At 72.0% G+C, this 26,870-nt stretch carries 22 protein-coding genes and 4 pseudogenes; 6 read left to right on the top strand and 20 right to left on the bottom strand.

Features of this window, described 5'->3' with window-relative positions; genetic code table 11:
- Window positions 1-11: 11 nt before the first annotated feature.
- From OG289_RS44360 to OG289_RS44345, 4 genes and pseudogenes are all read right to left on the bottom strand, one after another.
- Window positions 12-326 (bottom strand): L-rhamnose mutarotase, encoded by a 315-nt coding sequence (locus OG289_RS44360; protein ID WP_327319677.1) that lies wholly within the window; start codon window positions 324-326, stop codon window positions 12-14.
- Complete coding sequence (locus OG289_RS44355) at window positions 323-1,294, bottom strand: aldo/keto reductase (protein WP_327319676.1); 972 nt, start codon at window positions 1,292-1,294, stop codon at window positions 323-325. The genes OG289_RS44360 and OG289_RS44355 overlap by 4 nt, the downstream gene beginning before the upstream one ends.
- The gene (locus OG289_RS44350) at window positions 1,291-2,049 is read right to left on the bottom strand and encodes an SDR family NAD(P)-dependent oxidoreductase (RefSeq protein ID WP_327319675.1); all 759 of its coding nucleotides are present in this window, start codon (window positions 2,047-2,049) and stop codon (window positions 1,291-1,293) included. Before OG289_RS44350 ends, OG289_RS44355 begins: the two co-directional genes overlap by 4 nt.
- Window positions 2,046-2,484 (bottom strand): annotated as a pseudogene (locus OG289_RS44345) (enolase C-terminal domain-like protein); the annotation flags it as partial. The gene OG289_RS44350 and the pseudogene OG289_RS44345, both read right to left, overlap by 4 nt.
- Before the next feature lie 417 nt (window positions 2,485-2,901).
- Here OG289_RS44345 and OG289_RS44340 point away from each other — a divergent pair.
- The gene (locus OG289_RS44340; protein ID WP_327319674.1) at window positions 2,902-3,615 is read left to right on the top strand and encodes a FadR/GntR family transcriptional regulator; all 714 of its coding nucleotides are present in this window, start codon (window positions 2,902-2,904) and stop codon (window positions 3,613-3,615) included.
- A 126-nt stretch (window positions 3,616-3,741) separates the two neighbouring features.
- Entirely contained in the window at window positions 3,742-5,085 is a 1,344-nt protein-coding gene (locus OG289_RS44335; RefSeq protein WP_327319673.1) for an amidase, read from the top strand.
- 85 nt (window positions 5,086-5,170) lie between these two features.
- On the opposite strand, the gene OG289_RS44330 is transcribed toward OG289_RS44335, so the two are convergent.
- Window positions 5,171-5,344, bottom strand: coding sequence for a hypothetical protein (locus OG289_RS44330; protein ID WP_107082809.1), 174 nt, complete (start codon window positions 5,342-5,344; stop codon window positions 5,171-5,173).
- A gap of 443 nt (window positions 5,345-5,787) precedes the next feature.
- On the opposite strand from OG289_RS44330, the gene OG289_RS44325 reads away from it, so the two are divergent.
- Both OG289_RS44325 and OG289_RS44320 read left to right on the top strand, forming a co-directional pair.
- On the top strand, window positions 5,788-6,237 hold the full coding sequence (locus OG289_RS44325; protein WP_327319672.1) for a hypothetical protein: 450 nt from the start codon (window positions 5,788-5,790) through the stop codon (window positions 6,235-6,237).
- A gap of 25 nt (window positions 6,238-6,262) precedes the next feature.
- Window positions 6,263-7,102, top strand: coding sequence for an SDR family oxidoreductase (locus tag OG289_RS44320; protein WP_327319671.1), 840 nt, complete (start codon window positions 6,263-6,265; stop codon window positions 7,100-7,102).
- A gap of 7 nt (window positions 7,103-7,109) precedes the next feature.
- Here the strand turns inward: OG289_RS44320 and OG289_RS44315 are convergent, their stop codons facing one another.
- The 5 genes from OG289_RS44315 to OG289_RS44295 all read right to left on the bottom strand — a co-directional run bounded on the left by OG289_RS44315 (window position 7,110) and on the right by OG289_RS44295 (window position 13,449).
- Window positions 7,110-8,618 (bottom strand): SDR family NAD(P)-dependent oxidoreductase, encoded by a 1,509-nt coding sequence (locus OG289_RS44315; RefSeq protein WP_327319670.1) that lies wholly within the window; start codon window positions 8,616-8,618, stop codon window positions 7,110-7,112.
- Window positions 8,619-8,721: 103 nt separating this feature from the next.
- Window positions 8,722-10,080: a wax ester/triacylglycerol synthase family O-acyltransferase gene (locus OG289_RS44310; protein WP_327319669.1), complete on the bottom strand. Its 1,359-nt coding sequence runs from the start codon at window positions 10,078-10,080 to the stop codon at window positions 8,722-8,724.
- 103 nt (window positions 10,081-10,183) lie between these two features.
- The gene (gene glgC, locus OG289_RS44305; protein ID WP_327319668.1) at window positions 10,184-11,404 is read right to left on the bottom strand and encodes a glucose-1-phosphate adenylyltransferase; all 1,221 of its coding nucleotides are present in this window, start codon (window positions 11,402-11,404) and stop codon (window positions 10,184-10,186) included.
- A gap of 54 nt (window positions 11,405-11,458) precedes the next feature.
- Entirely contained in the window at window positions 11,459-12,610 is a 1,152-nt protein-coding gene (gene glgA, locus OG289_RS44300; RefSeq protein WP_327319667.1) for a glycogen synthase, read from the bottom strand.
- Window positions 12,611-12,648: 38 nt separating this feature from the next.
- On the bottom strand, window positions 12,649-13,449 hold the full coding sequence (locus OG289_RS44295; protein WP_327319666.1) for a (2Fe-2S)-binding protein: 801 nt from the start codon (window positions 13,447-13,449) through the stop codon (window positions 12,649-12,651).
- A 209-nt stretch (window positions 13,450-13,658) separates the two neighbouring features.
- On the opposite strand from OG289_RS44295, the gene OG289_RS44290 reads away from it, so the two are divergent.
- On the top strand, window positions 13,659-14,831 hold the full coding sequence (locus OG289_RS44290) for a DMT family transporter (RefSeq protein WP_327319665.1): 1,173 nt from the start codon (window positions 13,659-13,661) through the stop codon (window positions 14,829-14,831).
- Here the strand turns inward: OG289_RS44290 and OG289_RS49880 are convergent.
- Both OG289_RS49880 and OG289_RS49875 read right to left on the bottom strand, forming a co-directional pair.
- Window positions 14,821-15,567, bottom strand: a pseudogene (locus OG289_RS49880) (M23 family metallopeptidase); the annotation flags it as partial. The gene OG289_RS44290 and the pseudogene OG289_RS49880 sit on opposite strands and share 11 nt — an antisense overlap.
- Before the next feature lie 198 nt (window positions 15,568-15,765).
- Window positions 15,766-15,966, bottom strand: a pseudogene (locus OG289_RS49875) (transglycosylase family protein); the annotation flags it as partial.
- A 288-nt stretch (window positions 15,967-16,254) separates the two neighbouring features.
- On the opposite strand from OG289_RS49875, the gene gndA reads away from it, so the two are divergent.
- Window positions 16,255-17,694: an NADP-dependent phosphogluconate dehydrogenase gene (gene gndA / locus OG289_RS44280; RefSeq protein WP_327319663.1), complete on the top strand. Its 1,440-nt coding sequence runs from the start codon at window positions 16,255-16,257 to the stop codon at window positions 17,692-17,694.
- 450 nt (window positions 17,695-18,144) lie between these two features.
- Here gndA and OG289_RS44275 read toward each other — a convergent pair whose 3' ends face one another.
- The 8 genes and pseudogenes from OG289_RS44275 to OG289_RS44240 form a co-directional block, all read right to left on the bottom strand.
- Window positions 18,145-18,786: an aspartate/glutamate racemase family protein gene (locus OG289_RS44275; RefSeq protein WP_327319662.1), complete on the bottom strand. Its 642-nt coding sequence runs from the start codon at window positions 18,784-18,786 to the stop codon at window positions 18,145-18,147.
- A 3-nt stretch (window positions 18,787-18,789) separates the two neighbouring features.
- Window positions 18,790-19,137 carry a GNAT family N-acetyltransferase gene (locus tag OG289_RS44270; protein WP_327319661.1) on the bottom strand — a complete coding sequence of 116 codons (348 nt, stop codon included), beginning with the start codon at window positions 19,135-19,137 and terminating at the stop codon, window positions 18,790-18,792.
- A gap of 47 nt (window positions 19,138-19,184) precedes the next feature.
- The gene (panD, locus tag OG289_RS44265; protein WP_327319660.1) at window positions 19,185-19,604 is read right to left on the bottom strand and encodes an aspartate 1-decarboxylase; all 420 of its coding nucleotides are present in this window, start codon (window positions 19,602-19,604) and stop codon (window positions 19,185-19,187) included.
- Window positions 19,605-19,838: 234 nt separating this feature from the next.
- Window positions 19,839-20,060: pseudogene (locus OG289_RS44260) on the bottom strand (transposase family protein); the annotation flags it as partial.
- 468 nt (window positions 20,061-20,528) lie between these two features.
- Entirely contained in the window at window positions 20,529-22,055 is a 1,527-nt protein-coding gene (locus tag OG289_RS44255; protein WP_327319659.1) for a carboxylesterase/lipase family protein, read from the bottom strand.
- A 237-nt stretch (window positions 22,056-22,292) separates the two neighbouring features.
- The gene (locus tag OG289_RS44250) at window positions 22,293-23,729 is read right to left on the bottom strand and encodes an aldehyde dehydrogenase family protein (protein WP_327319658.1); all 1,437 of its coding nucleotides are present in this window, start codon (window positions 23,727-23,729) and stop codon (window positions 22,293-22,295) included.
- Window positions 23,726-25,258: a GMC family oxidoreductase gene (locus OG289_RS44245; RefSeq protein WP_327319657.1), complete on the bottom strand. Its 1,533-nt coding sequence runs from the start codon at window positions 25,256-25,258 to the stop codon at window positions 23,726-23,728. The genes OG289_RS44250 and OG289_RS44245 overlap by 4 nt, the downstream gene beginning before the upstream one ends.
- A 271-nt stretch (window positions 25,259-25,529) precedes the next feature.
- Entirely contained in the window at window positions 25,530-26,861 is a 1,332-nt protein-coding gene (locus tag OG289_RS44240) for an MFS transporter (protein WP_327319656.1), read from the bottom strand.
- Window positions 26,862-26,870 lie beyond the last annotated feature (9 nt).

The raw sequence follows: 26,870 nt of genomic DNA, 5'->3' as shown, positions 1-26,870 counted from the left end.
CTCCCCTCCGGTCATGGCAACTCCCAGACGACCGGCAGGCCCGCGCCGGCTCCCTCGTCGGAGTAGTCGTGCACCACGTCCAGCAGCTCGGCCATCCGCGCCTGCCACACCATGTTGACCGGCAGTTTCTCCAGCTCGGCGAGGAGGCGGGCGTAGTCCTCGCACTCCAGGACGTGGAACAGGTCCGTGCCGCTGCGCCAGATCGTCCAGGAGGTGGTGCCGGCGGCTCGGATGGCGTCCGTCAGCTCCTTCGGCACCTCGCGGTGTGCGGCCTCGTAGGCGTCGATCCGGTCGGCGCGGACCTTGGTGTGCAGGGCGACCCTCATGACAGCTCCTCCGCAGGCAGTAGTCCGGTGTCCCTGAGCTCTTCCCAGAGGGCGTCGGGGACGGCGGTGGCGAACTGCTCGGCGCAGTCGTCGGCCTCGGCCGCCGAGCGGGCACCGACCAGGACGCTCGCGACCGCCGGATGGGCGGCGCAGAAGGCCAGCGCGGCGGCCCGCAGAGTGACGCCGTGCCGGTCGGCGACCGCCTTCATGCGCAGGGCGGTCTCCAGCAACTCAACCGGCGCCTGGGCGTAGTTGTACGTCGCACCGGCCCTCGGGTCTGCCAGCAGACCCGAGTTGAAGGCGCCGCCGATGATCACCGAGACGCCCCGTTCGACGGCCGCGGGCAGCAGTTCGGTGCGGGCGCGCTGGTCGAGCAGGGTGTAGCGGCCCGCGCAGAGCACCACGTCCACGTCGGTTTCGCGGACGAACCGGGTGAGCATCTCGGCCTGGTTCATACCGGCGCCGATCGCGCCCACCACCCCCTCCGAGCGCAGCTTCTCCAGGGCGGGAAAGCCCTCCCGGAAAGCCTGTTCGGCATGGTCGTCGGGGTCGTGCAGGAACACGACGTCGACGTGGTCGAGGCCGAGCCGTTCGAGGGAGGCCTCCAGGGAGCGGCGTACGCCGTCGGCGCTGAAGTCCCACACCCGGCGATGCGTGGCGGGCACCGCGAAGCCGTTGGCCAGGTCGTCGCCGCACGGCGGGTGCACGGGTTCCAGACGGCGGCCCACCTTCGTGGAGACCGTGTACGCGGTGCGCGGGTGCTCGCGAAGGGCAGCGCCCAGGCGCCGCTCGGACAGACCGAGCCCGTAGTGCGGCGCGGTGTCGAAGTAGCGCACGCCCCGCCGCCAGGCGGCGGTCACGGTGTCGTACGCCTGCTCGTCGGTGACCTCGGTGTAGAGGTTGGCGAGGGGTGCGGCACCGAGGCCGAGGGCGGTGACCTCGACGCCACTGCGGCCGAGGGCGGTCACCGGGGGCCCGCCGGGCGCAGCCTCAGGCCCTGCATGCCGCCGTCGACGGCGAGGGCGGTGCCGGTCGTCGCGCCGGACAGGGGGCTCGCCAAGTAGGCGATGGCGCCAGCGACTTCGGCCGCGCTGACCAGGCGGCCGGTGGGCTGGCGGGCCTCCAGGGCGGCGCGCTCGGCGGCCGGGTCGTCGGCCGCGTCGAGCAGCCGGCCGACCCACGGGGTGTCCGCGGTACCGGGGTTGACGCAGTTGACGCGGATGCCCTCGCGGACGTGGTCGGCGGCCATGGCGAGGGTCAGCGAGTACACCGCGCCCTTGGTCGCGCTGTACAGGGCACGCTGCGGCAGGCCCGCGGTCGCGGCGATGGAGCAGGTGTTGACGATCGCCGCGTGGGAGGAGCGCCTCAGGTGGGGCAGGGCGGCGCGGGCCGTGCGGACCATGCCGACGACGTTGACGTCGAGGACGCGGTGCCATTCGGCGTCGTCGTTGTCCTCCACGGTGCCCTGGGCGCCGATGCCCGCGTTGTTGACCAGGACGTCCAGCCCCCCGAGGTCGGTGACGGCGGCCGCGACCGCCTCCCGCACCGAGGCGTCGTCGCCGACGTCGGCCCGGTAGCCGAGGAGGGGTTCGTCCACGCCCGACGCGTCCAGGTCGAGGACGGCGACCCGGGCGCCGCGCTCGGCCAGGAGCTGTGCGGTCGCCCGGCCGATGCCGGAGGCACCCCCCGTCACCAGGGCCGTCAGCCCTTCGAAGTCGCTCACGCCGCCTTCTCCTTCCGGCTCTTGAGGTCGGCGGCCCAGAAGCCGCCGCCGGGATACGTGTACCGCGCGATCGACTCGGGCCGCATGGCCGCCGAGAAACCGGGCGCGGTGGGTGCCGTGCAGTGACCTTCGCGGATCACCACCGGATCGAGGAAGTGGTCGTGCAGATGGTCGACGTACTCGATGACGCGGTCCTCGGTGGTGCCGGTGAGGGCGACCGTAGTCGAACATCGACAGGTGCTGGACGAGCTCGCACAGGCCGACACCGCCCGCGTGCGGGCACACCGGGACGCCGAACCCGGCCGCCGGCAGCAGAATGGCGAGGTTCTCGTTGACGCCGCCGACGCGGGCCGCGTCGAGCTGGAGGACGTCGAGGGAGCCGGCCTGGAGCAGTTGCTTGAACAGGACACGGTTGTGGACGTGCTCGCGCAGTGCGTCGATCGCGGCGACCTGCACCTCGTTGCCCCGGCCGATGGCGAAGGTGAGGCCGTGGCCCTCGTGGCCGTCGGGCGCGTCGGTGCGCAGGACGACATAGGCGGCCGAGTAGACGGGGTCCGGGTTCATCGCGTCGGAGCCGTCGAGCTCGCGCGAGGCGGGGAAGCGGACGTCGTGGGTGTCGACCGCGATGACGCGGGTGGTGGGCGGGGGCGCCATCGGCCGGCTCTCCTCGTCTCGCGGGCGGTTCGTGTGGTGTGCGGTTCGTCTGGTGTGCGAGCCGGCGGTTGACGCATATTTATCAGACCACTTCGCTGCGACAACACCCTTCGGCCGGAGATTCGGCGCATTTTTGCCCCAAGTGGTCCGACCACCTCCATGGCTAGACTGCGGCGCACCAGCGACAGGAGAGGCCCTGTGGAAGACACCCCGTCCAGCGCCCCCGCCCCCAGGGGCACGGTGACGCAGCGCGCCATCGAGCGGATCAAGGCGATGATCGCCGACGGTCTGCTGGAGCCGGGTCAGCGGCTGCCGACCGAGCGGGACCTCGCGGCGCAGCTCGGCATCTCCCGCAGTTCGATGCGTGAGGCGATCCGCGCGCTCACGGTCCTCGGTGTGCTGGAGGCGCGGCACGGTTCCGGCATCTACGTCACCGCGTTGAAGGCCGGCGACCTGCTGGAGACGTTCGGGGTGGTGGCCGACCTCTCGCGCGGGCCGCGTCTGGTCGAGCTGCTGGAGGTGCGCCGCGTCCTGGAGTCGACGGCGACGGCACTGGCCGCCGCCCGCATCACCGAGGAGCAACTGGCCGTCGTGGAGGGGCATGTGGCGGCGATGAACGCCACCGACGACCCGGAGGAGATCCTCGCCCACGATCTCGCCTTCCACCGCGCGATCGCGACGGCCGCCGGCAACGAGACGATGGCGGCGATCCTGGAGGGCCTGTCCTCGCGCACGTTCCGCGCCCGTGTCTGGCGCGGCTACCAGGAGGAGGGCGCGTTCACCCGTACGCGCCGCGAACACGCGGCGATCCACCGCGCCCTGGCCGCCCGCGACCCGGAGGCCGCCCGGGCGGCGGCCGCCGCCCACGTGGGCGAGGTGGAGGAGTGGCTGAGGGCGCAGGTGGGCACCTGACCGGGCCCTGGGCGGTCGGGGCCCGCGTGGCGTACGGGCACCCCTCGACGCGGCGCTGCGGGCGAGGCACAGTTCTCCCTACGTGACGTACTCACGAGTAGTGCACGCACACCGAGGGAGCTGCCTGTGACCAGCTGGGTCGGCCGGACCGCCGTCGAGATCGCCGCCGCCGTGCGGGAGAAGCAGGTCACGCCGCGCGAGGTGGTGGCGGAGCATCTCGCGCGGATCGAGCGGCTGGACGGCCGGATCGGGGCGTTCCGTACGGTGCGGGCGCAGGCGGCGCTCGCCGAGGCGGACGAGGTGGCCGCCCGCGGCGACCTGGCCGGACTGCCGCTGGCCGGGGTCCCGGTGGCGGTCAAGGACAACCTGGCCGTGCGGGGCGAGTCCACCCGCGTCGGCTCGGCCGCGACACCGGACACCCCGGCCGGCGCCGACCATGTCACGGTGGCCCGGCTGCGGGCGGCCGGTGCGGTGGTCGTGGGACTGACGAACGTGCCCGAGCTGTGCGTCTTCGGCACCACGGAGGGCGTCCACGGCACCGCCCGCAACCCGTGGGACACCTCCCGTACGGCCGGCGGTTCGTCCGGCGGCAGCGCGGCCGCGGTCGCCGCCGGGATGGTGCCGATCGCGCTGGGCAACGACGGCATGGGGTCCTTGCGCATCCCGGCGGCCAACTGCGGCCTGGTGACCGTCAAGCCGGGCCACGGCGTCGTCCCGGCCGGGATCGGGGACGGCGACTGGTTCGGGATGTCGGAGAACGGTCCGCTGGCGACGACGGTCGAGGACGCGCGGCTGATGCTGTCGATCCTGGCCGGCACCGACGTCGCGGGGGCCGAGGAGCGCGGCGCGCTGAAGATCGCCGTCTCCGTGCGCAGCCCGCTGGCCGGGGTCTCGGTGAGCGGGCCGTACACGGGCGCCGCCCGGGAGGCGGCCGGGGTGCTGGTCCGGGCGGGGCATCATGTGGAGCGGGCCGAGCCGCCGTACCCGCTGTCGCTGGGCGTCACCTCGCTCGCGCACTGGACGGCGGGCACGGCCGTGGACGCCTCGCCCCTCGACCCGCGGCTGCTGACCCGGCGCACCCGGGTGCACGCGGCCGTCGGCCGGCGCTTCGTGAACGGGGTGCGCGACGGCTCGGCGCGGGAGGGCCTGCGCCGACGCCTCGAGCCGTTCTTCGCGGAGTACGACGTGCTGCTCACACCGGCGCTCGCGCGACGGTCGCCGAAGGCGGCGCCGTGGCACGAGCGGAGCTGGCTGCGCAATGTCCTGGTGAACACGAACTACTCGCCGCTGACCCCGCCGTGGAACCTGACCGGCTGGCCCGCGATGGCGGTCCCCTTCGGCACGCTGCCGTCGGGCGCTCCCACGGCGGTGCAGCTGGTGGGCCGGCCGGGGGCAGAGGGCGAACTGCTGCGGCTGGCCGAACAGTTGGAGAGCCTGCGGCCCTGGCGGCGGACGGCTCTGCTCGACTGAGCGACGAGGCGGCTGCCTGGAGACGACACAGGCTCGGCATGGGCGTGCCGGGCGCACGCCCATGCCGTGGGTGATCGCGAGCCGGTCAGTCCACGCTGGGCAGGATGTGGGGCTCGGCGAGGTCGTCCTCGTAGCCCGCGAGGCGGATCGGGGCGGAGCGGGCCCACACGTCGAGGCTGCCGATCTCGCCGGGCCGGCGGCCGGCCCGCTCCGTGCGTTCCTTGGGGCGTTGCTCGCGATTCGTCTTCTCCGGTGTCACCGCGCACTCCTTATATGTCGGATCACCCTCGGGGCGTGCCGACCAGTCTGCGGTCCGGCACCTGACGCTCCCTCGGATCTGGCTCAGGTCTGTCAAGGACGCGGTGGCGCCGGCAACTCCTGCGGAGAGCAGGCCGTTGTGAAGCGGCTTGTCCCATGACGGACCGTGGGGGCGGGTGTGGGTGGCACTCCGTCCTGCTGTCCGTCGACTACAGAGTAACCAAATGAGCGGGGGTCCGCTCGATAGGGCTGAAAATTTTGGGTAACCATGGCGAGTCACCCTCAGATCCTCGTAGGTGAATTGAACCCTTTTGCGCCCTGATGCACCTTTTTAATTCACCCGTCCGGGCGACAGCCGTGCAGTTCAAGTGCCGTTCGTCCGGTCGCAAGCCGGCCATGATCTGCTGACGTCCGGCAACGGCTGTCTCGCGGAAGGACAGACGCATGGAGCTGCGCGGCGTCGAGGAGCTGATGGACCTGCTGTACGCCTGCCGGGGCGTGCGGGGCACCCCGGACCGCGGTGTGCCCGGCGTCGACCTGCACGATCACGCGCTGCAGACGGCCGCACTGCTGCGCCGAAGTCGCCCCGCCGACAAGGAACTCCAGCTCACCGGGCTGGTCCACCCCATCGGCCACCTCCTGTGCCCCACCGACGCCACCGGCCGGTCGGAGCGCGCCGCCGACGCCGTACGGCCACTGCTCGGCGCCCGCGTCTCCCGTCTCGTCGGCCTGCACCCCTGGTTCGACACGCCCGCCGACGACGACCTGCTCAGCCTGCGCCAGGCCGACGAGGACGGCCGGGTCGCCGGGTTCGACGCCGGGGTGCTGGAGGACTGGCGCACGGTGCTGGAACTGGTGGCGGCACGCAACTCACGTCTTGGGGCTGTCGACTGACGGCCCACCGTGAGACCGTACGCCGATGACGTCGTCGTACGCGTTACGGGGCAGGGCCGCCGTCGTCACAGGGGCCACGCGGGGCATCGGCCGGGCGGTGGCACGGGCGCTCGCCGACGCCGGTGCGCGGGTGTGCGTCAGCGCGCGGGACCCGGACGAGGTGCGGCGGGCCGCCGGGGAGCTGGGCGGGGTGGGCCTGGCCGGCGATGTCGGGGACCCCGGACACCCCGAGGAACTGACCGCCCTGTGCCTGCGCGAGTTCGGCCGACTGGACGTCCTGGTGAACAACGCGGCGACGAACCAGCCCTACGGCCCGCTCATGGACGCCGACCCGACGCTGTGGCGAGAGGCGTTCACGGTGAACGTCGAGGCACCGCTACGGCTCGTACAGTGCGCCTGGCACGACTGGATGCGCGAGCACGGCGGAGTGGTCGTCAACATCTGCACGGAGGGCGCGACCCACGTAGGCCCCCACGTGGGCGCCTACGGCACCGGCAAGGCGGCCCTCCTCCACCTCACCCAGCAGCTCGCGGGCGAGCTGGGACCGGGGGTACGGGTGAACTCGGTCTCCCCCGGACTGGTCCGGACCGAGATGGCCCGCTTCATGTGGGAGCCGCGGGAAGAGGAGATCGCGCCGACCCTGCCGCTGGGCAGGATCGGCGAGCCGGAGGACGTGGCGAGGGCGGTGGTATGGCTGGCGTCGGACGAGGCGGCGTGGGTGACGGGTGCCGACCTGTTGGTGGACGGCGGGACGCGTGTACGCGCGGCACATGTCGCACGTCAGGGGCGCGGGGCCACATCGATCGGCGGCTCCGCCGCGGGGCGCGACCAGCCGCAAACGACCCGCACCCGGCCACCGGCGTGAAGCAGCCCTACCACTTGCCCGGCACGTAGTCCTTCAAGAACACCCCGTACACGTCCTCCCCCGCCTCACCCCGCACGACCGGGTCGTACACCCGCGCCGCGCCGTCGACCAGGTCGAGCGGAGCGTGGAAGCCCTCCTCGGCGAGCCGCAGCTTGTCGTAGTGCGGGCGCTCGTCGGTGATCCACCCGGTGTCGACGGAGGTCATGAGGATGCCGTCGGTCTGGAACATCTCCTGGGCGCTGGTCCGCGTGACCATGTTCATCGCGGCCTTGGCGGCGTTCGTGTTGGGGTGACCCGCGCCCTTGTAGCCGCGGCCGAAGACGCCCTCCATCGCCGAGACGTTCACGACGTACGCGCGCCCGCTCGTCGCCTTCTGGGCGGCCTCGGCCATGGCCGGGCGGAGCTTGCTGATCAGGATGAACGGCGCCGTGTAGTTGCACAGCTGGGTCTCGAGAAGCTCCACCGGGGAGATCTGCTCGATGGTCTGCACCCAGGTGTTGGTGTCGACCACGTCGGGGACCAGGCCGCCCGCGTCGATGGCGGTGCCGTCGAGATGCCTGGCGACGCTGGCGTTGCCCGCGACCAGGGCGAGGTCGGCGACCTGCTGGGCGTCCAGGCCGCTGATGCCGACGGGCAGCGCGGCCAGCCCGTCCACCGCGCCGGAGCCGAAGGCCCCGATGACGTGGTGGGCGGGCAGCTCACCGGCGGGCAGCGGAGCGCTCTCGCCGTCGACCAGGGCGGCGTAGGCGGAGGGCAGGCGGCGCACGGTCTGCGTCGCGTTGTTGACGAGGATGTCGAGCGGGCCCGCTTCTGCGACCTGGTCGGCGAGGGCCACGGCCTGCGCCGGGTCGCGCAGGTCGATACCGACGACCTCCAGACGGTGGATCCAGTCCGCCGAGTCGTCCATGGCCTTGAAACGGCGGATGGCGTCCTTCGGGAAGCGCGTGGTGATCGTCGTGTGCGCGCCGTCGCGCAGCAGCCGCAGCGCGATGTACATGCCGATCTTGGCGCGGCCTCCGGTGAGGAGGGCGCGCTTGCCGGTGAGGTCGGCGCGGACGTCGCGCTTGGCGCGGTTCAGGCCGGCGCAGTCCGGACAGAGCTGGTGGTAGAAGTAGTCGACCTCGACGTACCGGGTCTTGCAGGTGTAGCAGGAGCGCGGGCGCTGGAGTATCCCCGCGATCCTGCCCTCCTCCGTGGCCGAGGACGGGAGGATGCCCTCGGTCTCGTCGTCGATGCGCTGGGCGGAGCCGGTCGCGGTGGCCTCCGTGACCGCCTTGTCGTGGGCGGTCTTGGCGGCCCGGCGCTCCTGGCGGCGGCGCTGCTTCACGCTGCGGTAGATGCCGGCGGTGGCGCGGCGCACAGCGATCGCGTCGGGGTGGTCGACGTCCAGCTTGTCGAGCTCCTCCAGCACGGCGAGGCAGAGGGCGAGCCGCTCCGGGTCGATGCCGGGCCCGTACACGACCTCGTCCACGACCTCCTCCGTGACCGCCGTCGAGCCGTCCTCTGTCACCGTCATCGCGCTGCCGCTTCCCTGATCACCCGTGCGGCGCTCCGACCGAGTCCGCCTCCGAACGGAGAATTTTACGGAGCGCCGGGCCCCTCCTCCAAACCCGTTCCCGTCAAGAGCCGCAGGCCGTGATGAGCGTCTCCACCTCGGCGGTCAGGGCGCGCGCGAACCGGTCGAGATCGGGGACGGCCTCGGCGTCGGCGACGAGCCCGTAGTGGACGTGGCCGCGGTAGGTCGAGACGGCGACCGCCAGGGCCTGGCCGCGGGCCAGCGGGGCGTACGGAAAGACCTCGGTCACCGCGTTCCCGCCGAGCTTCAGGCCGAGACTGGGAAGCGGCACGCTGGTGACCAGGATGTCGAACCAGAGCCTGGCGGCCTGGCCGACCAGCGGGCCGCCGAGGCGGTGACCGAGGGCCGGGACGTGGTCGGCGAGCAGGGCGACGGCGCCGGCGCCCCGGCCGGGTCCGGCGTCCTTGTTGCGGTCCATGGCGGCGCGGACCGTGCCCAGGCGGCGCAGCGGGTCCGGGTCGTCGACAGGGAGCCTCATCAGGTACCCGGACAGCCGGTTGCCCTGGGGGTGGGCGGTGCGCGGGCGGCGCTTGGAGACGGGGATGAGGGCACGCGGGACGACACCCTCGCTGCCGTCGCCGCGTTCGTCGAGCCAGCGGCGCAGGGCCCCGGCGACGACCGCGATCAGCACGTCGTTGACGGTGCCGCCCTCGGTCTTGCGGATCCGGTGCACGTCGTCGAGATCGATGACGACCCCGGCGGTGCGGCGGGTGCCGGTGGGCCGGGCGGTGAGCGCGGGGGTGGGGCGCATGCCCAGGGTGTGGACGGCGACGGAGGCGCCGATGTCGAGGGCGCGGCCCACGTCGGAGACGGCCCCGCGCAGCAGCCCGGGCAGTCTGCGCACGTCGGGGAGGAGCCTGTGGGGCGGCTCGGCGGGGCGGGGCCGGGGCGCGGGCAGGTCCATGGGGTCCAGGACGGCCGCGGCCAGTGTCAGGGCCCGCAGACCGTCGGCGAGGGCGTGGTGGAACTTGAAGAGCACGGCGAACGAGACGCCGTCCGCCCCCGGCAGCACGTGCGCCTCCCAGGGCGGGCGGCCGCGCTCCAGGGGCCGCTGCATCAGCCGGCCCGCCTCGGCCTGGAAGTCGGCGGTGGGGGCGTGCAGCGTGACGTGGTGGAGGGGGTCGAAGTCGGGGTCCGGTTCCCGGGTCGCGCCGCCGAAGGCGAGCGGGCGGCGCAGGTCGAACGGCTGGGCGCCGTCGAAGGGCCGCCACAGGTCCCGGATCCGCATGCGCAGCCCGGGGACGGCGGCCGCGCGGGCGGTGAGCAGATCGGCCGCATGGGCTCCCGCGGTGGGCGAGTGCGCCGCGAAGACGCCGAGCGCGCCCAGGTGCATGGGGTGCTCGGCCGACTCGAGGTTCCAGAACGCCAGGTCGAGGGGGGCCAGCAGATCATCAGCAGTCAAGGGCTTGCCTCACATCGACGAAGGGTGAGGCAAGCAGTCAAGCGCGCCCAGGTGATTACGGTCAAGTACGATCAGGCTACGTACAGTTAACAGCCCATTAAGTTCAGGACACCCGCTGGCCCTTCCCCAGGGCGATCACGCCGCTCGTCGAGACCGTATACAGCTCCGCGTCCCGCTCCGGGTTCACGCCGATGGTCGCACCCGGAGGGACCTCGACGTTCTTGTCCAGGACCGCCCCGCGCACCACCGCGCCCCGCCCGATGTGGACGTTGTCGTGCAGGATCGAGCCCTGGACGACCGCTCCCGGGTCGACGACCACGCCCGGGGACAGGACGGACCGGGTCACCTGGCCGCGGATCAGACAGCCCGCACTGATGATCGACTCGCTCGCCATGCCGCCCGCGCCGAAGCGGGCCGGGGAGAGCTGGTTGGAGTGGGTGTAGATCGGCCAGCTGCGGTTGTACAGGTTGAAGGTGGGACGCTCGGCGATCAGGTCCATATGGGCGTCGTAGTACGCGTCGAGCGTGCCGACGTCCCGCCAGTAGCCCTGGTCGCGGCTGGTCTCGCCGGGGACGTGGTTGCCGCTGAAGTCGTAGAGCTGGGCCTCGCCGCGCTGGGTGAGCTGGGGCAGGATCGAGCCGCCCATGTCGTGCACGGAGTCCTCGTCCTCGGCGTCCCGCTGGAGGGCCTCGATGAGGGCCTTGGTGGTGAAGAGGTAGTTGCCCATCGAGGCGAACACGGTCTCGGGGTCGTCGGCCAGGCCGGGCGGGTCGGCGGGCTTCTCCAGGAACCGCTCGACCGTCTGGCCGTCCGAGCCCGGGGTGATCACCCCGAAGGCGGAGGACTCGCTGCGCGGGACCCGGATCCCGGCGACCGTGACGCCCGCGCCGCTGTCGATGTGCTGGGCGAGCATCTGCCGCGGGTCCATGCGGTACACGTGGTCGGCGCCGAACACGGCCACGTACTCGGGCCGCTCGTCGTAGACCAGGTTCAGCGACTGCAGGATGGCGTCGGCGCTGCCCAGGTACCAGCGCTTGCCGAGCCGCTGCTGGGCCGGGACCGGGGTGACGTAGTTGCCGAGCAGGCTCGACATCCGCCAGGTGGTGGTGATGTGCCGGTCCAGCGAGTGCGACTTGTACTGCGTCAGCACGCAGATGCGCAGGACGTCGGCGTTGACAAGGTTGGACAGAACGAAGTCGACGAGCCGGTACGTGCCGCCGAAGGTGACCGCCGGTTTGGCGCGGTCCGCGGTCAGGGGCATGAGGCGCTTGCCCTCACCGCCCGCCAGCACGATTCCCAGCACCGAAGGCCCACCTCGACGCATGGCCGCTCCCCTCACCCTGCTTGGATACCCATGGCTGCCCCGGCGCGGGGCTCCCTACGCCTGTTTGAGGATCTCCTCGTACAGCCGGAGCGTACGCCGTGCGACGGCGTCCCAGCCGAACTCTCTCACCGCCCTGACCCGTCCGGCCTCTCCCATCCGGTGCCCGGCCACCGGATCGCAGAGGACCGCGTCCAGTGCCCGCGCGAGGCCCGCCTCGAAATCCTCGTCCACCGGTACGAGCGTCCCGCTCACCCCGTCCTCGACGACCTCGGGGATCCCGCCGACCCGGGAGGCCACGACGGGCGTGCCGCACGCCATCGCCTCCAGGTTCACGATGCCGAGAGGCTCGTACACCGAGGGGCAGACGAACACGGCCGCGTGCGTGAGGAGTTGGATCACCTCGGGACGCGGCAGCATCTTCGGGATCCAGTGCACGCCGTTCCGGGCGCGGCTCAGTTCCGCGAAGAGGTCGCGGAACTCCTGGTCGATCTCCGGAGTGTCGGGCGCTCCCGCGCACAGCACGACCTGCGCGGCGGGGTCGATGTCCCGTACGGCGCGCAGCAGATGGGGCACGCCCTTCTGCCGGGTGATGCGCCCGACGAACAGCACGAACGGGCGCTGCGGGTCGAGGCCGATCCGGGTGAGGGCGTCGGTGCCGTGGTCGGGGCGGTAGAGCGCGGTGTCGATGCCGTTGTGGACGACGTGGACCCGGTCGGGGGCCAGTGCCGGATAGCAGGTGAGGATGTCCTCGCGCATCGCGCCGGAGACGGCGATCACCGCGTCGGCGGCCTCCACCGCGGCCCGTTCGGCCCAGCTCGACAGGGCGTAGCCGCCGCCGAGTTGCTCGGCCTTCCAGGGGCGCAGGGGCTCCAGCGAGTGCGCGGTCACCACGTGCGGGACGCCGTACAGCTCCTTGGCGAGGTGGCCGGCCAGGTTGGCGTACCAGGTGTGGGAGTGGACGAGTTCGCGGCCTTCGAGGGCGGCCGCCATGGCGAGGTCCACGGAAAAGGTGCGCAGCGCGTCGTTGGCGCCGTCGAGCGCGGACCAGGGACGGTGGCGCAGCACGCCGTCCACACGCCCCTCGCCCCAGCAGTGCACGTCGAGGTCGACCAGCCGCCTCAACTCGCGGGCGAGGAACTCCACATGGACGCCCGCACCGCCGTACACGTCCGGGGGATACTCCCGGGTCAGCAGTCCCACTCGCACCCGGAACCCCCAGTCTCAGCGGTCGGCTCCCTTCATGGTCACCCAGACGGGGCGCGTGGGGAAGAGCGCGGGGGTCGTGTGAAGCAACAGTCGCCGCAGACGCCCCCGTCGGGCACCCGGTAGTACAGGCAGCAGCTGCGGCGGCGGAAGGCGGTGCCGGTCGGCGTGCCGGTGTCCGCGAGGAACGTGCCGGTGTCCGCGAGGAGGGGGTGCGTGAACAGTTCGGCGGTGAGGGCACGCGCGCGTGCGGCGACGTCGGGGCGGCCGTGCGCCCCGGCCCACTGGTCGAGCTGCCGGGCGGATCCGGCCAGCGCCGATCCGGCGTTGCCGCGCAGCAGGCCGGGCGCGACCGGGTGGCGGGCGCGCAGGGCCGCGGAGAGGGGTTCGAGGTGGCCTTCGAGGACGGTCTCGGCCACGCTCGCCGCGTCCCCGGGCCGGGCCCGCACCTCCGTCAGCCACAGGTCGTCCGGTGCGCCCGCGTCCGGGTCCCAGCGCAGCAGTCCAGGGGCGAGGTCGGGGACGCGGCCGTACAGAACCGCGCAGCCCAGCGTCACCGACCACAGCCGGGCCGCGAGCCCCTGCTGCGCGACGGAGGCGCCGATCCGGTCCTCGGGGGCGCGCAGGGTCCGGGAGACTTTCCGGACCCGGAAAGTCAGCGGATCTCCGTAAACATCCGATGCCGCGTTCTGCGGCGTTTCCGCGTAGGCCCGCGCCAGGGTCGGCAGTCGGCGGGCCGGCCCTCCTGGGCCCCCTAGTGGTGTGCGCAGGGCGAAGAAGCCGCCGAGCGGGCGGAGCGCGGCGAGTTCGGGGTCGAGGTCCACGAGGTGCAGTAGTACCAAGGAGGGTAGGGGTCGTGATCAGGGGGATCCCCGGTACGTCACCCGCCTGAGGGAGGACGGTGGGCCCGTCGTACTCCATCGGTAGTAGGACCCATTGCGTGCTCAGGGACGACGACGGGAACACATCGACAAGGCATCGTGTTGGTTATGAGAGCCGAGTGTTCGCCGCGCCGGGCCCCGCGCCCACGCCTCACGCAGAGGAGCAGCTCATGAGCGCCCTCGCGTTGTCCGTCGTCCTGTCGCTCGTCTCCGCTGTCGCGTACGCGGGCGGGGCGATCGTGCAGGAGCGGGTCGCGGTGTCCTCGCCCGACAAGGAGTACGCCCCGCTGCGCCGGCCGAGCTGGTGGGCCGCGGTGGCGATGAACGGTCTCGGCGCAACCCTTCACGTGGTGGCTCTCGCCTACGGTCCCCTCAGTCTGGTCCAGCCGCTCGGCGCGCTGACCATCGTGTTCGCGCTGCCCATGGCCGCGCTGTTCGTCGGCCGCAGGGCCGGGGCGACGGCCTGGCGGGGCGCGATCATGGCGACGGTCGGTCTCGCCGGTCTGCTGTCCCTGGTCGGGGCGGCCGACGCGCAGTCGCTGAGCACCCCGCAGCGGGTCACGGTGGCCGTGGTCACCGCCGGTGCGGTGGTGGCCCTGATGGCCGCCGCGCGGGCCGCACACCGGCATCCGGCGGTCCGCAGCATGCTGCTGGCGACGGCGGCGGGCATAGCGTTCGGCATGTCGTCGGTGTTCACCAAGACCGTCGCCGTCGACTGGACCGGCGGCGTCTCGGCGGCCGACGTCCCGTCCCTGGCCGTGATCGGCGTCCTGGCCACGGCGGGCATGCTGCTGTCGCAGGCCTCCTACCGGGGTGCGGGCCTCGCGGCCCCGCTGGCCACGCTCACGGTCGTCAACCCGGTGGTGGCGGCCGCGGTCGGCATCACGATGTTCGGCGAGACCTTCCGCTACGGCACCACCGGCACCGCGCTCGCCCTGAGCTGCGGTGTGGTGGCGGCGGGCGGGCTGATCCTGCTCACGACGGAGCGCCTCCAGGGCGGGCAGGCGGAGACGACGGCGCAGGCGGAGACGGCCCCGGCCGGCCTCCCCGCCGCGCGGGCGCAGGCCGGCACCGGCAGCCCGACATCGGCCCCGGCCGTGGCGGGCGAGGTGCTCGGCGAGATCGAGATCCCGGAGCAGATCGAGATCCCGGAGCAAGAGGTCGCCCCGCTGCTGGAGGACGTGCGGGAAGAACGGCGCGTACCGGCACCGGCCTCGGCCGCCGGCGAGGAGGAGCCGTCCGACTCGGCGGACGAACTTCCGTGGTACTACACCCAGGGCTGGGGAGGGCTGTCCGTCCCGATGCCGGTCGTCGACCGGCATCGGGTGCGGGTCAAATCCTGACGCCGCCGGCCCGCAGATAGGCCACCGGGTCGATGTCCGAACCGAAACCGGGCCCCGTCCGCACTTCGAAGTGCAGATGCGGGCCCGTGCTGTTGCCGGTGGAGCCGGACCGGCCGAGGCGCTGGCCGCCGCTCACCGACTGCCCCTCCCGTACGGAGATCGCCGACAGGTGGGCGTACTGCGTGTAGCGCCCGTCCGCGTGCCGGATGACCACCTGGTAGCCGAAGGAACCGCCCCAGCCCGCGCTCACCACGCTGCCCGCCTTGACCGCCTTGACGGACGTGCCCGTGGGCACGGGGAAGTCGACGCCCGTGTGGTAGCCCTTCGACCAGGAGGAGCCGGTCGCGTGGTACGGCGTTCCGGTGCCGGCGCTGACGGGCGCGACGAGGGAATGGCCCGTCGTCGCCTTGCCGTCGGCGTCCTTGGTCTTGGTGCTCTTGGCCGGCTTGCTCTCCTTGGCGCCCGGCGCCTTCGTGGTCGGCGCCTTCGTGCTCGGGGCCTTGGCGCTCGGGGCCTTGGTCGCGGCACTCGCCCGGTCGCTCAGGCTGAGCCGCTGGCCCGGCAGGATCAGGTCCGGGTCACTGCCGATGGTCGTCCGGTTGGCCGCGTACAGCCCTCGCCAGCCGCCCTTGACCTCCTCGGTGTCGGCGATGCCGGAGAGGGTGTCGCCGGAGACGACGGTGTACATCTCCGCGGTGCCCGCCCGGGACTGGGGCGTGCTCTGCGGCCGCACGTCCTCGAGGGACGTCCTCGAGCCCTTGGCGGAGGACGTGGAGGCCTTGGAGGCCTTCGTCCCCTGGGTCGTCTTCGCCGACGTGCCGTTCGGGTGGACGTCGGGCGTGTCGCCGCCCCGGCTCAGTCCGGCCCGCACCGAACACACCGGCCAGGCTCCGGGCCCCTGCCCGTCCAGGACCTTCTCGGCCACCGCGATCTGCTGGTCCTTGGTGGCCAGATCCGCACGGGGCGCGTAGTGGGTGCCGCCGTACGCCTCCCAGCTGGACTGGGTGAACTGCAGCCCGCCGTAGTAGCCGTTGCCGGAGTTGATGTTCCAGTCGTCGGTCGACTCGCAAGCGGCGACCTTGTTCCAGGTGTCCACGTCGGCCGCCTGGGCGACTCCGGTGCCGATGAGCGGCATCGCCATGCCGACGCCGCCCGCCGTGACGGTGAGTGAGGCGCGGTTGATCCTGTTCGGCTGATACCGGCGGTGCCGGCCGCGTACGGCCATGGAGATCCCCCTCGACAAGCGTCAGGAGGGGCAAAACTAAGGGCTGCGAACTGGCCATGACAAGGCGACAACCGGCCGCTCCGACGCGGCCGGGAGCACTGGGCACCCTGCCGGGAAACACGTCGCGAAACCCGTCAAGATGGTCCCTAGGACGATCAGCACCATACTGACGGGCACACCCCCGGAGGAGCCAACCGTATGAGCACTACAGCGCAGATCGGCGTCACGGGACTCGCGGTCATGGGCCGCAATCTCGCCCGCAACTTCGCACGCAACGGCTACACGGTCGCGTTGCACAACCGTACGGCGTCACGTACGCACGCTCTGGTCGAGGAGTTCGGCCACGAGGGCGAGTTCGTCGCCGCCGAGACCGCCAAGGAGTTCGTGGCGGCACTGGAGCGCCCCCGCCGCCTCGTCATCATGGTGAAGGCCGGTGAGCCGACCGACGCGGTGATCCGGGAGTTCGCCCCGCTGCTCGAACCCGGCGACATGATCATCGACGGCGGCAACGCGCATTTCGCCGACACCCGCCGCCGCGAGCGCGAACTGCGCGAGCAGGGCATCCACTTCGTCGGCGCGGGCATCTCCGGCGGCGAGGAGGGCGCGCTGCACGGACCGAGCATCATGCCGGGCGGCTCGGCGGAGTCGTACGAGTCGCTGGGCCCGATGCTGGAGAAGATCTCCGCGAAGGCAGCGGACGGGGCGCCCTGTGTCACGCACGTCGGCCCGGACGGCGCGGGCCACTTCGTGAAGATGGTCCACAACGGCATCGAGTACGCCGACATGCAACTGATCGGTGAGGCCTACCAGTTGCTGCGCGATGTCGCCGGGTACGAGCCGGCGCAGATCGCGGAGATCTTCCGCACCTGGAACACGGGCCGCCTCGACTCCTACCTGATCGAGATCACCGCGGAGGTGCTGTCCCACGTGGACGAGGTGACCGGCAGGCCCTTCGTGGACGTGGTGGTCGACCAGGCCGAGCAGAAGGGCACCGGCCGCTGGACGGTCCAGATCGCCCTCGACCTGGGCGTGCCGGTGTCGGGCATCGCCGAGGCCGTCTTCGCACGGTCGCTGTCGGGGCACGCGGCGCTGCGCGAGGCCTCGCGCGACCTCGCCGGGCCGAAGGCGTCGGCGCTGAGCGAGGCGGAGGCGCAGGTCTTCGCCGACCGGGTGGAGCAGGCGCTGTACGCCTCGAAGATCGTGTCGTACACGCAGGGCTTCCACGAGATCGCCGCGGGCAGCGAGGAGTACGGCTGGGACATCGACCTCGGCGCCGTCTCCGCGATCTGGCGCGGCGGCTGCATCATCCGCGCCGCCTTCCTCGACCGGATCCGCGCCGCGTACGACACCCGGGCGGACCTGCCGAGTCTGCTGTCGGACGAGACGTTCGCCTCGGAGATCGCGGCGGCGCAGGACCCCTGGCGCGAGGTGCTGGTGTCCGCGACGCTCCAGGGCGTGCCGACGCCCGGGTTCGCCGCGGCGCTCGCGTACTACGACGCGCTGCGCGCGGAGCGGTTGCCCGCGGCGCTCACGCAGGGGCAACGGGACTTCTTCGGGGCGCACACGTACCGGAGGGTGGACCGCGAGGGCGCGTTCCACACGCTGTGGGGCGGGGATCGGTCGGAGGTGGGTGCGTAGCGCCCGCCGACCCCGCCCACGCGGCGGAGCCGCATGCCGATACAGTTCCGCGCCCCCCTTCGGGGCGCGGAACTGTATCGGGGTCAGGTCAGGGGTGGGCCCGGTTCCGGGTTCGGGACCGGTTCCGGGCCCGGGGGGACGGGGGACGGTGAAGGACCCGGGGGTGGGCCCGGGGTCGGTGGCGGTGAGGGCGTCGGCTCCGGGCCGGGGGGTGGTTCGGGAGTGGGTACCGGGCCGGGAGGTGGTTCGGGAGTGGGTACCGGGCCGGGAGGTGGTGGTTCGGGGGTGGGAACGGGACTGGGGTACGGGTCCGGGGGGCCGGGTGTCGGTCCGGGCCGGACGGGGTCGGGCTGCGGGGTCGTCATGGTGTCCTCCGGCCAGTCGTGAGGCTTGGCTCTGGACTACTCCCCCGCGTACCCGGCGCCGCCGCGGACACTCACCCGGGTGGGCTCATCCGGCCTGTGCGGCCCGGGCGCCCGCCGAGAGGCCCGGCCGGGGGCTGGACAGCACCGGTACGACCGTCCGGACGAGGTGCTGGGCCGGGGCCATGGAGCCCTGGGCCAGGACGATCGCGTCGGCGTCGGTGACCGCGTCGGCCTCGGCCGCGACCAGGCGCGCGCAACGCTGCGTGTCACCCGCCTCGAAGTGGGCCCAGGCGCCCTCGACCAACAGGGTGCGGATCGTGACGGGACGGCCGGCGCGCCGGGCCTCCTCCTCGATCAGCTCGACGGTCGGGGCGAAGGTGCTCTCCACGGTCGCCAGGACGACGACGCGTTCTCCGGCGGCCACCGCGGCGGCGGCCATCGGGCGGTCGCCGCGCACGACGGGGACGCCGGTCACCAAGGCGGCCTCCTCGGCGACCGCGCCTATGGTCGAGCAGGTGCACAGCACGGCCGCCGCGCCGTCCGCGACAGCACGGGCCACGGCGGTCCGTACGTCGTCCGCGACCGCCTCGGGACCCAGCTCACGCGCCCGCGACAGCAGCGACTCGTCGACCATGTGCCGCAGCTCAAGGCTTGGGTGGTCCTCGTCGCGCAGCGCCTCGAAGACCGGTACGTGGAGGTGTGAGGTGTGCAGCAGTGCCAGCGTCATCGGTCAGAACTTCCCGGGGTGCGCGCGCAGCCAGTCCTTGGCGGCGCCCAGCAGCTCCGGGTCGGCCGCCGGAGCCTCCTCGGGGTGGCGGGCGGCCCACTTCACGACGTACGGGCAGAGCGGGGCGACGGGGATGCCCTCGCGCCCGGAGAGGGCGTACAGCTCGCGCGCCAGCGATCCCGCGATGCCCTTGCCCTCGTGGGCCGGTTCGACGATGGTGTGCACCGGGACCAGGGCGGGTGCGGGCGACTCCAGGACGAAGTACTCGATGCGGCCCACGACTTCGCCGTCGTCGCCCAGGGCCTCGAGGCGGCCCGCCGCCCGGTCGTCGCGGATCTCGATGTCCTTCATGGGCACTCCCGGTGCGATGGGTGCGAAGCCTGCTTCGGCCAGTTCGGTCAGACCGATACGGCCTGCGGGCTGCGCTCCTGGTCGGAACCCGGTACCGGCTCGGAGGGGTCGGCGCCCAGGGCCACGATCAGGTTGTCGCGGTCCACGTGCACGACCCGTGGCTCCAGAGCCCGTGCCTCGGCGTCGGTCACCTGAGCGTAACTGATGATGATCACCAGATCCCCGGGATGTACGAGATGGGCGGCGGCACCGTTGATCCCGACGACGCCCGAGCCGCGCTCCCCCTCGATGACGTACGTCTCCAGCCGCGCCCCGTTGGTGATGTCCACGATGTGGACGAGCTCACCCGGCAGCAGATCGGCCGCGTCCAGCAGATCGGCGTCGATGGTCACCGATCCCACGTAGTGCAGGTCGGCCTGGGTGACGGTGGCACGGTGGATCTTGGACTTGAACAGAGTACGCAGCACTTTGGACTCCTGGAAGACGGCTCCCTGCCTACTTTGTGCAGGTCAAGGGCGTTCTTCACTCTACACGGGCAGGCGTCGGACTCGAAGATTGTGAGGAACATCGATTTCACTCGGTCAAGAAGGCTCCTCGCCTGCGCTTCCGCTAAACCAGGCTGTTGCACCATCGCCGGCCAAGCCCCCCGCTCGAGCACCTGTCTCGGAGTGTGCGAGGACTCATGCTGACCAGATGCTGACTTACCTGATGCGGGCTCTGCGGAAGATCTGCCGGGACTTCAGCCGTGCCATGCCGCGTTCGACGGGAGCTCTGGCCTGGGCCAGTGCGCGGTTGACGGTGTGCTGTGCGGGGGTGAGTTCGCCGCCGGGTGGGCGTCAGAGCCCGGTGGTGACCCAGGGGCCGGTGCCCTGGTAAGCGCGGTCGGCCAGTACGGGTACGCCCTGCCGCTCGCAGATTTCGACTGGATCACGCCACGGCGCCAGGACGGAGGCAGGCAATCCACGAGTCACCGCCTGACGAGACGGCGGCGCCTCAGGTGTGCTGCTCAGCGCCCAGCAGGGCCTTCGCCGCTTAACGCGGTCACGGCCCAGCTGGTCATGGTCGACGACTCCCCATGCTGCTGCCGGGTCGCCAGGCACCGGTGACCGCGAGGCAGGCGGAGGGTCCACGTGCCGTGGCTCAGCTCTACAACGTCTGTGGTGCGGCCCGCTCCCGGCCGTAGCTGAACCCGTCGTCCGGCAAGCCGGCTCGTGCTAACTCGCCTCGTGGAACGACACGACACTCGGGTGCCGCCCGGGTCCCGGCGCGCCCCCGTCCAGGCACTCGGCCACGGTCGGTCGGGGACACACCTGGATCCGGAGACACGCGGGTTCCCGGCCATCCACGGTCGCCGCCACCCTCGCCCGACCGCAGGGAAGAGTCAGTCAGTGTTACGAGGCGATCAGTGGAAGCGCGTTGAACACGTGGTCTTGCCAGAGGCGGCGCGAGGCATCCTCCGGGTAGGTGTCGGTCATCGGCTCCGTGTCGAGGATGCGCGTCGGGCGGTGCTCGGTGTCGTAGGTGGGCCAGCCCGGATCGCCGGTCGCCGCGAAGGAGGTCCAGGCGGCGCGGACCAGACCCGAAAGGGCATCGGCCTCGTCGAGGTGCGCGGGGCCGATCAGTTCTCCGCCGAGGCCGCCGAACGTACCGAACACGAGCGGGATGTCCAGCGCGTGGCAGGCGCCCAGGGCACCGCCGTTCGCCGGAGCGGCCCAGGTGAGTTCGTAGAGGTGGACCCGGCCGCCTCCCGCCACCTGGGCTTCCGCGAGGTGCAGTGAGGGCATGCGGAAGAGCCAGTCGGACTGGACGAGCTCGAAGAGGCGTTCCGCCGGAGCATCGGGGAAGGCGGTGCGGTAGGCGTGCCCGGGGTCCGCGCCCGGCCCGAACGTATGCAGCGCTACGGCCGCCAGTTCCTCGCCGACCTGGCCGAGGAGCCCGCCCAGTGCCATGAACAGCCGGTACTCGTCGCGGGTGTGCCCGATGATCAGGTCCACCTCGCGTGCGGCGCCGTCGGCGACCGCCTGCCACGGTGCGGCAGGCAGGATCTCTCCGTCGACCACAGGGGAGTAGGCCGTCAGCGTGTGCGCGACCGGTCCCCAGCGGTCCGCGTACTGATTCATCCGGGCGCCGAGGGCAGCCCCCACCCCTGGGAGTTTGTGCGGATCCACCGCCGAGAGGTCGCTCACCGTGGGCCGCAGCCCGAGCTCGCCCGCGAGGGCGGCGGCGATGTCGGTGGCCAGCTCGTCGGAGAAGAAGGTGCCGGGCACGCTCTGTGCGATGGCCCGCCGGAACAGGCCTCGCGCGCTCGGCATCGCCAGCAGCGCGGCGACGGACCCGGCGCCGGCTGATTCGCCGAACACGGTGACCTGGCCGGGGTCGCCACCGAAGGCGGTGATGTTCTCCCGCACCCACGTCAAGGCCGCGACCTGGTCGAGCAGTCCGCGATTCGCCGGCGCCCCCTCGATGCGGGCGAACCCCTCGATGCCGACTCGGTGGTTGAAGGTCACCACGACGAGATTCCCGTCACGGGCCAGCCGACTGGGATCGTAGGCGGGGTCGTCGACGGAGCCGAACTTGTAGGCCCCGCCGTAGATCCACGCCATCACCGGGCGCTTCGTCGCCGGGTCCGGATCCGGTGTCCAGACATTGACGGTGAGCCAGTCCTCTCCTCCGGGCGTGGGAGCGGGTATGGCAGGGCTCAACGGCTCCTGCGGTGGCGGGGGACCGAACACGAACGACTCGCGCGTGCCCTCCCATCGCCGCACCGGCCGGGGCGCGGCGAAACGCAAGCTCCCCACCGGGGGTTCGGCGAAGGGGATGCCCCGGAAGACCGCGAGACCGTCCTCGTGCCGGCCGCGCACGACGCCCCCCACGGTGGCGATGTCGGGAATCGGTTCTGTGGCCACGACACTCCTCATTGAGCTCTACCGACCGCCACGCGGTCGCTGTACGAAAACCAGGCGTCGGCTGCATGGTTCTTCAGGGTCCCGGACGGCCGCGCAGGTTTGATCGTGGAGCCGGGGCGACGACGAGATCCTCGCCCGGGCGGGCGGACGGGCGGACGGGCGGGCGGACAGGCGGAAAGGCCGCGCATCACTTTCAGGATCGTGCGGTCCGAACCCGCGGAAGCCGCCTGTCCGCGACGGGCGGGCACCTCACGCGAGCGAGGTCCACACGCTCTTGACCTCCGTGTACGCGTCGATGGCTGCGCTGCCCATCTCCCGGCCCCAGCCGCTGGCCTTGAACCCGCCCCAGGGGGCGGAGGCGTCCACGGGGTTGGGCATGTTGATGAACACCGTGCCCGCCCGAATGGAGCCCGCCACGCGGTGCGCCGCGCCCACGTCGCGGGTCCATACGGCCGCCGCCAGGCCGTACTCGGTGTCGTTGGCGCGGGCGACGGCCTCGTCCTCGTCGTCGTACGGCAGGACGGACAGTACCGGGCCGAAGATCTCCTCGCGGGCGATGCGCATGTCGTCCCGTACACCCGTGAACACGGTCGGCTGGTAGAAGAAGCCCGGCAGGTCGTCGACGGGGGCCCCGCCGGCGAGCAACTGGGCGCCTTCCTGGACCCCGCTGCGCACCAGTGCGTGGACGTGGTCACGGTGTTCGCCGGTGACCAGGGGGCCGAGCTCGGTGTCAGGTGCGCTGCCCGCGCCGAGTCGCATCCCGCTGACGGCCTTGGCACAGCGCTCGGCGAACTCGTCGGCGAGGGAGCGGTGGACGAGGAACCGGGTGTAGGCGGCGCACACCTGGCCGCTGTTGAGGAGCGCGCCCTGAAGACAGCCCGTCACGGCCGCGTCCAGGTCGGCGCCGGGCAGTACGAGGCTCGGTGCCTTCCCGCCGAGTTCGAGCGTGACCCGCTTGAGGTTACCCGCGGAGGCCCGGACGATCTCCCTGCCGGTCTCGGTCGAACCGGTGAAGGAGACCTTGTCCACGCCGGGGTGCTCGACGAGGGCCCGGCCGGCCTCGGGACCACCGGTCAGCAGGTTGATGACGCCGGACGGCACACCGGCCGCCCGGCACAACTCGACGAGCCGCACCGTGGTCATCGGGGTCTGTTCCGCGGGTTTGACGATCACGGTGTTCCCGCAGGCGAGGGCCGGTGCGATCTTCCAACTCGCGATCATGAGCGGGAAGTTCCACGGGGTGATCAGCGCGCACACTCCCACCGGCTCACGCTTGGTGTACTGCAGCACGCCGGGGAAGGACAGCGGTGCCGTCTCGCCGTAGATCTTGGTGACCCAGCCGGCGTAGTAGCGGAAGTGCTCGGCAGCCGCGGCGACGCTGACCGCCATGGAGATGCCGAGCGGCTGGCCCTGGTCGCGGGTCTCCAACTCGGCCAGTTCCTCGGCGTGTTCCTCGATGAGGTCGCCGATGCGCCACAGGATCCGGGCGCGCCGGGCCGGGGTGAGTCCCGCCCACTCCGGGTTCTCGAGGGCGGCGCGGGCGGCCCGTACGGCCGTGTCGGCGTCCGCGGTCCCCGCCAGGGAAACCTGGGCGTGGGGCTGCCCCGTCGCCGGGTCCAGGGTCTCGAACTCCGCTCCGGAGGCCGCGGCTTGCCACTCGCCACCGATGAAAAGGGTATTGGTCACAGCTGTGCTCCCAGGATGAGGTCGGCGCAGCGCTCGCCGATCATGACGGCAGGTGCATGGGTGTTGCCGGAGGTGACGGAGGGCATGACGGAGGCGTCCGCGACGCGCAGCCCGGCCACGCCGTGTACGCGCAGCTGCGGATCGACGACCGCCATACGGTCGATGCCCATACGGCAGGTGCCCACCTGGTGGTGATAGCTGAGGAGGGTCCGCTTGATGTACGCGGCGACCTCCGCGTCCGTACGCACGTACGGTCCGGGTGCGACCTCGCGGGCCCGCCAGTCGCCCAGCGACTTCTCCTCGCCGATCTCCCGCACCTGCTGCACGGCCCGCACCATGGCCGCGAGGTCCGACGGCTCGGAGAAGTAGCCAGGGTCCAGGGCAGGAGCCTGGGTGGGGTCGGCCGAGCGCAGCCACAGGCGGCCCCGGCTGAGCGGACGGATCGTCCCGGCGAGGACCGAGAAGCCGTGGCCCTGTTCCGGAACGTTCATGTCGGGCACCGGCAGTGGCAGGTGGGACATCAGCGGCTGCAGGTCCGGCACGGCCAGCGCCGGGTCGGACTTGGCGAAGTAGTGGGCCTCCAGTTTGTTGGCCGTACCCTGCGGCACCGGCCGTGCCGACTCCCACACCACCGGAGCGAGGGTGTGGTCGTGCAGGTTCGCGCCCACGCCCGGCAGGTCCGCGGTCGTCCCGATCCCGAGGGCCCGCAGCTCGTCCGCCGGCCCGACACCGCTGAGCAGGAGCAGCTGGGCCGACCCGATGGTGCCGCCGGACAGGATCACGTCCCCTTCGCAGCGGATCTCCGTCGTACGGCCCTCGCGCAGCAGCTCGACGCCCCGCGCACGGCCACCGTCCACCAGGACGCGCGTGACCGCAGCGCCGGTCATCACTGTCAGCAGCGCACTGTCGAGCACTGGCTGCATGAAGGCGGTCCACGCGCTGACGCGCTTGCCGTCGCGGATGTTGCGGTGCAGCAGGTTCACGCCGAGCTGGTCCTGGCCGTTGCAGTCGTCGTTGTACGCGATCCCGTAGTCCTGGCACGCCTCGATGAAGGCGGTGGTGACCGGGTTGGGAGAGTGGTTCCGGCTGACGGGCAGCGGACCGCCGGCCCCGTGGTAGTACGACGCGCCGTCCTCGAAGTCCTCCGAGCGTTTGAAGTACGGCAGCACCTCGTCGTACGACCAGCCCGCCGCTCCCTGGTAGGCCCAGCTGTCGTAGTCGGCCCGGTGGCCGCGGACGTAGATCATGCCGTTGAGGGCGCTGGAGCCGCCGAGGACCTTGCCGCGCGGCCAGAACACCTGGGTGCCGGAGGCGTGCCGCTGGGGTTCTGTGGTGTACGCGTGGTCCTGCGGGGAGTTCCACAGTTCCCACAGCCGCCCCGGGTCATGGATGGCCGGGTTGTCGTCCCGGTCGCCCACCTCGATCAGCAGGACGGCCCGGCCGGCGTCCACGAGTCTGCGGGTGAGGGCACAGCCGGCGGAGCCGGCGCCCACCACGATGTGGTCGTAAACGGTGTGTGTTGCTCGCATGACGGGAGGGTCACAGGCGGACGGGCTGTGCGCTTGTGCCGTTGTGCACGGGCTGTTGCGGAGGCGGGCACGAACGGCTGTGCACGGGCGGACGGACCGGCCCTGCGGCCGGGCGCACATTGCCCCTGCCGGCCTGTGGGCGACCTGGCAGCTGCGGCGGGTGACCGGGCCGGACCGCGTGGGCGAACGGCTGGTCCGAGGCAGCACGCGACGGGCCAGGACCACCGAAGTGGTCCTGGCCCGTCGCGGGAGTCGCAGAAAGGGGGGTCGGTCAGGACACGGCGGATGCGCTCGTGGTTCGCTCCGCAGCGCCGTCGCCGACCGCCGCCGCCGCCTTCCTGCGCAGGACGGCGGGAGCCGTCTCCTTCAGCCCGAGCGCGAGCAGGACGACCAGCCCGGCACCCGCCGCTGAGATGTACATGGCCGTTTGAAGCCCCCAGTTGTCGGAGGCCCACCCGGCGATCACCGGAGCGAGGAAACCGCCGGCGAGCTCACCGATGCCCATGACCAGGCCCAGGGCGGTCGCCAGCGCGCCACGGGGGACGGTCTCCGCGGGGATGGTCGCCATGAACAGGGTGAAGCAACCGAGACCCGTATACGTGAGCACGACCACTGCGCCGAGCACCAGAGGACTGCTCACATACACCACGGCCAGGGGGCAGAGCGCGGCCATCACCGTGAAGACGATCAGTGTGTTCTTGCGGCCGAACCGGTCCGAGACCCCCGGTGTGACGAAGCCCCACAAGACCCACGCCACCCCGAGGCAGGTCACGACGCCGCTCATCGTCGCAGGTGAGAAGCCCTTGACCGAGATCATGTAGACAGGCGCGAACGTGATGATGACGAAGAACCAGGTCATGTACGCACAGGCGATCAGCACGCAGAGGATGATGTTGCGCTGCCGAAGGATGCTGCCGATGCTCGGCTTGGCCGCGGCATCCGCGGATTCCGCCACGGGCGCCGTCATCACACCGCCACCCGGCGGCTCCTCCCGTACCGACCGCCAGATCCACAGGGCGAGCAGCAGGCCGGGGACGATGGTGATGACGAACGCCAGTCGCCAGCTGTACTGCGTGGCGATCCAGACCACCGCGAGCGGGCAGAGGATGCCGCCCAGCAGTCCGGCCGAGGACCCCTGAAGCAGACCCATGTTCAGCCCGCGCCGGTGCTCCTGGGACGCCTCCACCATCAGGGACTGCGACGCCGGCAGTACGGCGCCTTCCGCCAGCCCCATCAGCGCCCTGGCTCCCAACAGAGCGACGAATCCGGTGACCAGCCCGCTCGACGCCGAGAGGCAGGAGAAGAGCACCACCGCGATGATGATCACGGGCTTACGACGGCCGAGCCGGTCGGACAGGCGTCCGGAGATCATTCCGGACAGGGCCCAGGTCAGCGCGAGGACTCCGGCGAGCGTGCCCAGCGCGGTGTTCGAGAGGGGGATGTCCTTACTGATGAAGGGGACGAGGAAGAACAGTGCCTGCCGGTCGAAGAAGACGAGGCCGAAGCCCAGGAAAAGGATGACGAGCAGCTTGTTCTCGTAGCGGCGGGCGTCGGAGCCGGCGCCACCGAGCGGAGGGGGCGTGGCGGATCGCTTTCTCAGCATGAATGCCTC

This window comes from Streptomyces sp. NBC_01235 (assembly GCF_035989285.1).
In the GTDB taxonomy this organism is placed as follows: Bacteria; Actinomycetota; Actinomycetes; order Streptomycetales; family Streptomycetaceae; genus Streptomyces.
The sequence above is the reverse complement of the archived record's forward strand: the minus strand, read 5'-3'. Positions and strand labels throughout refer to the sequence as shown.